Genomic DNA, 7,692 nt, shown 5'->3' with positions numbered 1-7,692 from the left:
CAGGCCGATGACCAGCTGGACGACGGTCATCGGTCGTTCTTCTCCTCACGGGCGTGGGGGGCCCCCGCGGGCGCGCGGGCCCGGGGGGGGGCGGGCGCCCCCGCCCCCGCCGCGGCCCCGGCCGCCGGCCGGACGCGCACCGCGTCCGCCGGTCTCGCCGAGGTCCTCGACCTCCTCCGCGCCGAGCCCGGCACGGGTCCGCTCGGAGCGCGGCAGGACACCGGTGGTGCCCTTGGCGATCTTCAGCAGCTCGTACAGGTGCGGCGAGGTGGAGTAGGTCTCCTCCGGCTCGTTGAACGGCAGGTCCAGCGCCTTGTTGATCAGCTGCCAGCGCGGGATGTCGTCCCAGTCGACCAGCGTCACGGCGGTGCCGGAGGCGCCGGCCCGGCCGGTGCGGCCGATCCGGTGCAGGTAGGTCTTCTCGTCCTCGGGGCACTGGTAGTTGATGACGTGCGTCACACCCTCGACGTCGATGCCGCGGGCGGCGACGTCGGTGCAGACCAGGACGTCGACCTTGCCGTTGCGGAACGCGCGCAGCGCCTGCTCGCGGGCGCCCTGGCCGAGGTCGCCGTGGACCGCGCCGGCCGCGAAGCCGCGCTGGGTCAGCTGGTCGGAGACGTCGGCGGCGGTGCGCTTGGTGCGGCAGAAGATCATCGCCAGCCCGCGGCCGTCGGCCTGCAGGATGCGCGAGACCATCTCGACCTTGTCCAGCGAGTGGGCGCGGAAGATGTGCTGCTCGATGTTGGCGACCGTGGTGCCGGTGTCGTCCGGGGCGGTGGCCCGGATGTGGGTCGGCTGGTTCATGTAGCGGCGGGCGAGGCTGATGACCTGGCCCGGCATGGTCGCCGAGAACAGCAGGGTCTGCCGCTTGGCCGGCAGCATGGTGAGGATCTTCTCGACGTCGGGCAGGAAGCCCAGGTCGAGCATCTCGTCGGCCTCGTCGAGGACCAGCGAGCGGACCTTCGACAGGTTCAGCTTCTTCTGGCCGGCCAGGTCGAGCAGACGGCCCGGGGTGCCGACCACGATGTCGACGCCCTTCTTCAGGGCCTCCACCTGCGGCTCGTAGGCCCGGCCGCCGTAGACGGCGAGCACGCGCACGTCGCGGACCTTGCCGGCGGTCTGCAGGTCGTTGGTGACCTGGGTGCAGAGCTCGCGGGTCGGGACGACGATCAGCGCCTGCGGGAAGTCGGAGAGCTGCTCCTCGGCGGCGCGGCCGGCGTCGACGTCGGCCCGGACCACGACCCGCTCGATCAGCGGGAGGCCGAAACCGAGGGTCTTGCCGGTGCCGGTCTTGGCCTGGCCGATGACGTCGTGGCCGGTCAGCGCGACCGGGAGGGTCATCTCCTGGATGGGGAAGGGGTGGACGATGCCGACGGCCTCCAGGGCCTCGGCGGTCTCCGGGAGGATCCCCAGGTCCCGGAAGGTGGTCTTGGTGGGTTCAGCGGTGGTGGACAGGGTGCTGCCTCTTCCGTGTGGAGGGGCCGAGAGCGAGCGGCGGGCGGGCAGCCGCACGGCTGTGTGAGGGCCTGTCGGCCCGGGTACAGCTGAGCGGTCGCACAACCGCGCCGGTCCCTGCGGCCGGCCGGTGCGCGCGGCCCGGTGCGGGGGCGCGTCGCCGGCGGCGTCGGGGAGGATTCCCGTGAGGGACCTGCGCGGGACCTTCGCCGGGAGGCGCGGTCCGCCGAGGCCCTCGCTCGGCCACTGATGCGGTGCCAGGGCTTGAAGTCCAAGCCATGGTCGGAGCCGATCGGCTCTCCGACCGGGCATCCGCGTACGTCGAGTGCCCGGGCTTGCCGGTGCACCGAGACGGCGGTGACAACCGAGCGAGCACTACGGGCCTCCCTACCACCATACAGTCACCCGACGACTCGAACACGTGACGCGTCTGACACGTCCGCGCCGGACCCCGGAACCGGCCCCGTCGCGCGCCCGGCGGGAATCGTCGGGCAGGCCTTAAGGTGGCGGGTCATGGAGACCAACGGTGAGACGCAGGGGATCGCGGCCGGCTCGATCGGGGACTGGGCGACCTGCTCGGCCGACCCGGGCTACCGGGCCGCGGTGCTGGACCTGCTGGGGGCGCTCGCGTACGGCGAGCTGAGCGCGTTCGAGCGGCTCGCCGAGGACGCCAAGCTCGCCCCGGACCTCGCCGACAAGGCGGCGCTGGCCCGGATGGCGTCGGCGGAGTTCCAGCACTACCAGCGGCTGCACGACCGGCTCGCCGAGGTGGGCGCCAACCCGCAGGAGGCGATGGAGCCCTTCGTCGAGCCGCTGGAGCTGTTCCACCGGATGACCGCGCCCTCGGACTGGCTGGAGGGCCTGGTCAAGGCGTACGTCGGCGACGCGATCGCCACCGACTTCTACCGCGAGGTGGCCGTCCGCCTGGACGACGACACCCGTGACCTGGTGCTGAGCGTGATGTCGGACACCGGGCACGCGCAGTTCGCGGTCGACCGGGTGCGCCAGGCCATCGAGGCCGATCACAAGGTCGGCGGCCGGCTGGCGCTCTGGGGCCGGCGTCTGATGGGCGAGGCGCTCAGCCAGGCGCAGCGCGTGGTCGCCGAGCGGGACGCGCTGTCGAACCTGCTGGTCGGCGGCGCGCACGTGCAGGGCTTCGACCTGGTCGAGGTCGGCAAGATGTTCAACCGCATCACCGAGGCGCACACCAAGCGGATGGCGGTGCTGGGCCTGGCCTCCTGAGCCCCCGCCCGGCGCCGCCGCGGCCGGTCTCAGGCGGGCCGGTGGCGCCGGTGCGTGCCGCGGGCCCGCTGCCGGTGCGCGGGCTGCCGTGCGGCGGCCAGGTCGGGCCGGGCCAGTACCGAGGTGAGCAGGGCCGAGCCGGTCGCGGCGAGCGCCAGGATCAGCGCGGGGTACCGCCCGGCCAGCGACAGGTGCGCGATCACCCCGCTGAGCAGCGACGACACCACGGCCGTGCCGACCGTGAGGCCTCTGGACTGGGGGAACAGACCGGGCAGCGCGGTCAGCGCGACGGCGGCCACCACCAGGCCGATGAGGACGAGGACGGTCGACTCGACCAGCAAGGCTGCCTCCCCGGGGAACGGGCGTGCGGCCGGACGGCCGTACTTGTCGCCGTACCCCCGCCCACCCGGCCGTACACACGCCGGTGCCCCGTTCCTCACAGGAGGAACGGGGCACCGGTGAGGCGTCTCAGAGCGTGCCGAACCCGACCTTGCGGGCGGCCTGCTCGCCGATCTCCACGTACGCCAGGCGCTCGGCCGGGACGATGACGCGGCGGCCGTGCTCGTCGGTCAGGGCGAAGAGCTTCTCGGTGCCCTCCAGCGCCCTGGCGACCGCGCTCTGGACCTCATCGGCAGTCTGCGAGCTCTCGATCACGATCTCGCGCGGCGCGTTCTGCACGCCGATCTTGACCTCCACGGCTTCCGTCCCTCCGGGGTTGCAGCCATCCACGCGCGGGCACCGAGCCGCCTGGGACAAGCGTTCGCGGCGACCGCGCCGTACGGCTTCACCATAGAGCACGGGAAGATCGCCGAGGCGAAGGTCGGCGTAACGCCGGTCCGCCCGCTGCTCCCCCGCAGGCTTCGGCTACTCCGCCGCGGGGCTCGGCTGCTCGCCCGGGGCCTCGGCGCCGGGGTGCATCGGGAAGCCCTTGAGCCCGCGCCAGGCCAGGCTGGCGACCAGCCGCACCGCCTCGTCGCGCGGGATCTCCAGACCCTGCGAGAGCCAGTAGCGGGCGGTGATCTGGGCCAGGCCGCAGACGCCGGCGGCGAGCAGCTTGGACTCCGACTCGGGCAGGTCGGTGTCCTCCTGGATGACCTTGCTGACCAGCGTCGCGCTGGCCTCGGCGGCCCGCTCGACGCGCTCGCGCACGGCGGGCTCGTTGGTCAGGTCCGACTCGAAGACCAGCCGGAAGGCGCCGGACTCGCTGGAGACGTAGTTGAAGTACGCCTCCATGGTGGCGGCCACCCGCTGCTTGTTGTCGGTGGTGGTCTTCAGCGCCTCGCGGGTCGACTCGACCAGGGCGTCGCAGTGCTTGTCCAGCAGCGCCAGGTAGAGCTCCAGCTTCCCGGGGAAGTGCTGGTAGAGCACCGGCTTGCTCACCCCGGCGCGGTCGGCGATGTCGTCCATGGCGGCCGCGTGGTAACCCTGCGCGACGAACACCTCCTGGGCGGCACCGAGCAGTTGTTCACGGCGGGCGCTTCGCGGCAGGCGGGCACCGCGCGGTCGCTCCTGCGCCTCCTGGATGGCCGTCACGGCGCTCCTCACTTCACGGGATGACTGGGCTGGCTGAGGTGACTGATTCTACTTTTCGGTAACCGCGTTCGCCCTCGGCGAGCGTGAGAAAAGCACAAGGCCCCCTTGTCGGGAGCCCACAATACGGCTCCGGCCAGGGCCTCCGGCAGGGGTCGGGACCGGGTAGCGCGGGGGCGACCGGGCCCGGGACCTTCCGGCCGGGGCTCACTACCATCGTCCACCATGAGCGCTGAGCAGCAGGTCCGCACCGGCGCGGGGGAGCCCGCGCAGTACCGCACGGTCCAGGTCCCGGGGGCCGCCCTGGCGGTGAGCGGGGCCCTCGGCGGGGGGCCGGACGGCCGGGCCCCGGCGCTGTTCGTGCACGGTCTCGCGGGCTCGTCCACCAACTGGGACGCGCTGCGCGCCGAGCTCGCCGAGGAGGTCGACGGCGAGGCCGTGGACCTGCCGGGCTTCGGCCGCTCCGTCCCGCCCGCCGACGGCGACGTCTCGGTCAACGGGCACGTCCGCGCGGTGATCGGCTACCTGGAGGGGTCCGGCCGCGGGCCGGTGCACCTCTTCGGCAACTCGCTCGGCGGCGCGGTCTCCGTCCGGCTCGCCGCGCTCCGCCCCGACCTCGTGCGCAGCCTCACCCTGGTCTCGCCCGCCCTGCCCGAGCTGCCGCCGCAGCGCAGCGCCTGGCCGACCGGCCTGCTCGCGGTGCCCGGCCTGCCCGCCCTGATGGGCCGGCTGGCCCCGGCCGGACGCACTCCGGAGGCGGCCACCGAGGACCTGCTGCGGCTGGTCTACGGGGACCCGGCCGCGCTGTCGCCGTCCGCCCGGGCCGCGGCGGTGGCCGAGTACCGCCGCCGCACCGGGCTGCCGTACGCGGCGCAGGTGCTGGCCGGCTCGGCGCGCGGGATCGTCTCGGCGTACACCGAGCGCGGAGACCAGGCGCTGTGGCGGCAGGCCGAGCAGGTGCGGGTGCCGGTGCTGCTGGTGTACGGGCTGCGCGACAAGCTGGTCTCGTACCGCTCGGCGCGGCGGGCCTGCGCGGCCTTCGCGGACTCCCGGCTGCTGGTGCTGCCGGACTCCGGGCACGTGGCGATGATGGAGCACCCGCGCGAGGTGGCGCGGGCGGTGCGGGAGCTGCTCGCGGACACCGCCGGGTAACGCCCCGTTCGGGGCGAGGTCACGCCGGTTCACTCGTTCAGGTGGCAGCCAGGCATGTGACCGATGGATTGCCGCACCACGGTCCTACCTTTCTGCTGTCGGACCGAACAGGTGTGGGGGAGGCCGCGGCGGCCGGAGGGGCCGCCGGGCCGTCGCGGGAGGGCTCCGCGCGGCCGGGCCGCCCGGAGCGGGCGCGTGCCCCCGGAGCGCACTGCTGTCGGCCGGGCCGGCCCCGGCTCCCGGCCGTTCGGGTCAGGCGACTGCTCAGGCGACAGGCAATCCGTTGATCCGCTCTGCTGTGGAGGTCTCCCGTGCGCGTTGCACTGCTCACCGAGGGCGCACGTGTGTTCGCCCCCCGTGGTGGCGGCTGGTGTGCCCGGCTGGTGGAGGGCCTGGCCGAGCACGAGTTCGAGCTGTACGTGCTGGCCGGGTCGGACGGCCCGGATGCGGCCGACGGCTCCGCCGGGCCGTGGCGCGGGGTGCACGGGCTGGCTCTGTGGGGGCCCCGCCCGGCCGGGAGGAGACCCGGCGCCCTGCGCGGGCGCGACTACGCGGGGGCGTACGAGCAGCTGGTCCGGGCCCTGGTGATGCCGGGTGAGCGGGCCTCCTTCGGGCCGGGCCTGTACCGGCTGGCCGAGCTGGGCCGGGAGGACGGCGGGCTGCCCGCCTTCCTCGCCTCCGGCCGGGCCCGGCGGGTGCTGGAGCGGGTCTGGCGCTCCCCGGGCGCCGACACCTCGGCCGGCCAGCCGCTGGTCTGCGACGTCCTGGTCGCGGGCGACCTGCTGGAGCAGTGCCTGCGGCCGCTCTCCGCGCCGTGGTACGGCACCGGGCCGGGCGGGCTCGGCGCGGTGGACCTCTGCCACGTGGCCGGCGGCGGCCCCGCCGCGCTGCCCGCGCTGGTGGCCAGGCAGCTGCACGGGGTGCCGTTCGTGGTCACCGAGCACGGGCTGCACCTGCGCGAGCGGTACCTGGGCTACCGCGAGGCGCCGTACCGGTGGCCGGTCCGGGCGCTGCTGCTGGCCTTCTTCCGGGCGCTCACCGAGGAGACCTACCGGCGGGCGGCCCTGCTGACCCCCGGCAGCGCCCACGACCAGCAGTGGCAGCGGCGCTGCGGGGCCGACCCGGCGCGCACCCGGGTGGTGTACGAGGGCACCCCGGCGGTGGCCCGGGCGGCGGCCGGGCCGGAGCCCGCGGCGCCGACGCTGGTCTGGGCCGCCCCGCTGGAGCCGGGCCGGGACGCCGAGCTGATGCTGCACGCCTTCGCCGCCGTCCGGGCCGCCCGGCCGGACGCCCGGCTGCTGATGTACGGCGAGGAGGCCGCGCCGGGCTACCGGGCGCACTGCGCCGCGGTGGCCGAGCGGCTGGGCGTGGCCGGCGCGGTCGAGCTCGCCGGACGGCCCGCCTCGCTCGCGGCCGCCTGGGAGAGCGGCACGGTGCTGGTCTTCTCGGCGCTCTCCCAGCGCGGCCCGCGGCTGCTGGCCGACGCGATGCTGAGCGGACGCGCGGTGGTCTCCACGGACGTCGGCGTCGCCCGTGAGGTGGTCGGGCCCACCGGGCTGCTCGTCCCGCCGCGCGACCCGCGCGCCCTGGCCGGGGCCTGCCTGGCCCTGCTCGACGACGAGGAACGCCGGGACCGGCTCGGGCTGGCGGGCCGCCTGCGGGCGCAGGAACGCTTCGCCGTCGAGCCGGTGATCGGCGCCTTCCGGGAGATCTACCTGGAGCTGGTCTCCCAGTGGCCGGCGTTCCCGGCGGGCGGCGCGGCCGGGGAGCCCGCGCGGCCGCGGCCCTTCGCCCGGCCCGCCGAGTACTGGCTCGCCGACGGCCGGGCGGGCGCCCCCGGGCCGGTCCCGGACGACCCGGCCCGCGACGACCGTGCCCGCGATGACCGGGCCCGCGCTGCCGACATCCGGGACGCGGACGAGCGGGACGCCGGGCCGGCGGCGGACGCGCCGGCCCGGACCGGGGCGCTGGCGGAGGCGGTCTGATGGCCGCCGGGGTGACGCCCCGGCCGGTGGGCGACCCGGTCCGGGAGCTGATGGCCGAGCACCGCGAACTCTGCGAGCGGGCCGTCGACCCGCTGGAGATCGCGGCCGGCCTGGAGGAGGCCGGGCACGGTGCGGCCACGGCCGCCCGCTGCCGGCACACCGACCTGTTCGCGCTCGCCGAGGAGCTGTACGCCCGGGTGCCGCGCCTGCCCCCGGCCCGGCCGTGGCCGCCCGCCCCCGAGGAGTCCTGGCAGCGGCGCTCCGCCGCCGCCCTGCGCACGTCCGCGCTGGCCGTCCTCCCGTGCGCGGCCGCGGCCGCGGCCCCGCC

Annotated in this window: 6 protein-coding genes and 2 pseudogenes; 4 read left to right on the top strand and 4 right to left on the bottom strand. The window is 75.6% G+C overall.

Annotation, left to right across the window (positions count from 1 at the left end):
- Window positions 1–60: 60 nt before the first annotated feature.
- Window positions 61–1,512 (bottom strand): annotated as a pseudogene (locus ACWEQL_RS39265) (DEAD/DEAH box helicase); the annotation flags it as partial.
- Between the two features lie 456 nt (window positions 1,513–1,968).
- Between ACWEQL_RS39265 and ACWEQL_RS39260 the strand changes: the two are divergent.
- Window positions 1,969–2,697, top strand: a complete 729-nt coding sequence (locus tag ACWEQL_RS39260; RefSeq protein ID WP_452155874.1) for a ferritin-like fold-containing protein — start codon at window positions 1,969–1,971, stop codon at window positions 2,695–2,697.
- A gap of 29 nt (window positions 2,698–2,726) precedes the next feature.
- Here the strand turns inward: ACWEQL_RS39260 and ACWEQL_RS39255 are convergent, their stop codons facing one another.
- From ACWEQL_RS39255 to ACWEQL_RS39245, 3 genes are all read right to left on the bottom strand, one after another.
- A complete protein-coding gene (locus ACWEQL_RS39255; protein ID WP_452155872.1) occupies window positions 2,727–3,038 on the bottom strand; it encodes a hypothetical protein in 312 nt (103 codons plus the stop codon).
- Window positions 3,039–3,165: 127 nt separating this feature from the next.
- Complete coding sequence (locus tag ACWEQL_RS39250; protein ID WP_452155870.1) at window positions 3,166–3,393, bottom strand: DUF3107 domain-containing protein; 228 nt, start codon at window positions 3,391–3,393, stop codon at window positions 3,166–3,168.
- 168 nt (window positions 3,394–3,561) lie between these two features.
- Window positions 3,562–4,230 (bottom strand): TetR/AcrR family transcriptional regulator, encoded by a 669-nt coding sequence (locus tag ACWEQL_RS39245; RefSeq protein WP_452155868.1) that lies wholly within the window; start codon window positions 4,228–4,230, stop codon window positions 3,562–3,564.
- 222 nt (window positions 4,231–4,452) lie between these two features.
- On the opposite strand from ACWEQL_RS39245, the gene ACWEQL_RS39240 reads away from it, so the two are divergent.
- The 3 genes and pseudogenes from ACWEQL_RS39240 to ACWEQL_RS39230 form a co-directional block, all read left to right on the top strand.
- A complete protein-coding gene (locus ACWEQL_RS39240; RefSeq protein WP_452155866.1) occupies window positions 4,453–5,379 on the top strand; it encodes an alpha/beta fold hydrolase in 927 nt (308 codons plus the stop codon).
- 311 nt (window positions 5,380–5,690) lie between these two features.
- Window positions 5,691–7,364: a DUF3492 domain-containing protein gene (locus ACWEQL_RS39235; protein WP_452155864.1), complete on the top strand. Its 1,674-nt coding sequence runs from the start codon at window positions 5,691–5,693 to the stop codon at window positions 7,362–7,364.
- A pseudogene (locus tag ACWEQL_RS39230) lies at window positions 7,364–7,692 on the top strand (hypothetical protein); the annotation flags it as partial. The gene ACWEQL_RS39235 and the pseudogene ACWEQL_RS39230, both read left to right, overlap by 1 nt.

The sequence above is a fragment of the Kitasatospora sp. NPDC004240 genome, assembly GCF_053603215.1.
This window is presented reverse-complemented; position numbering and strand designations above follow the sequence as displayed.

What these genes read in the sequence shown, in the direction of transcription:
- ACWEQL_RS39260 (WP_452155874.1), top strand. Translation starts at nt 1,969, where the DNA reads ATGGAGACCAACGGTGAGACGCAGGGGATCGCGGCCGGCTCGATCGGG.
- ACWEQL_RS39240 (WP_452155866.1), top strand. Translation starts at nt 4,453, where the DNA reads ATGAGCGCTGAGCAGCAGGTCCGCACCGGCGCGGGGGAGCCCGCGCAG.